Origin of the sequence: Herbaspirillum sp. UBA812, from assembly GCF_002296545.1 — a bacterium.
Lineage (GTDB): Bacteria > Pseudomonadota > Gammaproteobacteria > Burkholderiales > Burkholderiaceae_D > Herbaspirillum > Herbaspirillum huttiense.
Map to the genome: position 1 here is coordinate 28,490 of NZ_DBIC01000158.1, position 365 is coordinate 28,854.

At 66.0% G+C, this 365-nt stretch carries 2 protein-coding genes; both read right to left on the reverse strand.

All coding sequences use genetic code 11. The features are described 5' to 3' along the window. A partial coding sequence (locus B3873_RS10195; protein WP_286865796.1) for a DUF1427 family protein occupies positions 1–156 on the reverse strand: 156 nt, incomplete at its 3' end. A 13-nt stretch (positions 157–169) separates the two neighbouring features. Then, positions 170–337 carry a DUF1427 family protein gene (locus B3873_RS10200; protein WP_083859654.1) on the reverse strand — a complete coding sequence of 56 codons (168 nt, stop codon included), beginning with the start codon at positions 335–337 and terminating at the stop codon, positions 170–172. Positions 338–365 lie beyond the last annotated feature (28 nt).

The window sequence follows — 365 nt, forward strand, 5'->3', positions numbered from 1 at the left end:
CTTGCGGCGCACGATGGGCACCAGCTGTTCGCCGATGAGCATGCCCAGCAAGCCGAGCAGGGCGATGATGGGCGGTGCCGGTGACTGCACGTGCAGGGCCGCGTAGATCAGGCCGGCCAGCAGGCCCATCAGGAGGGAGATCAGGTAAGGTTTCATGCGTACTCCGGGATCAGTGGCCCAGCAGGGGCCCCAGGCCGTTGACCAGGCGCTCGGCCAGCACCATGCCCAAGAGGCCGATGAGGGCAATGCCCGGTGGTGCCGGTGAGCGCACCTTGAAGAGCGCATAGACGACACCGATCAGGATGCCGGCCCCCAGGGAAATCAGATAAGCGGACATGGCCCGGCTCCTCGTGAAGATGGGACGC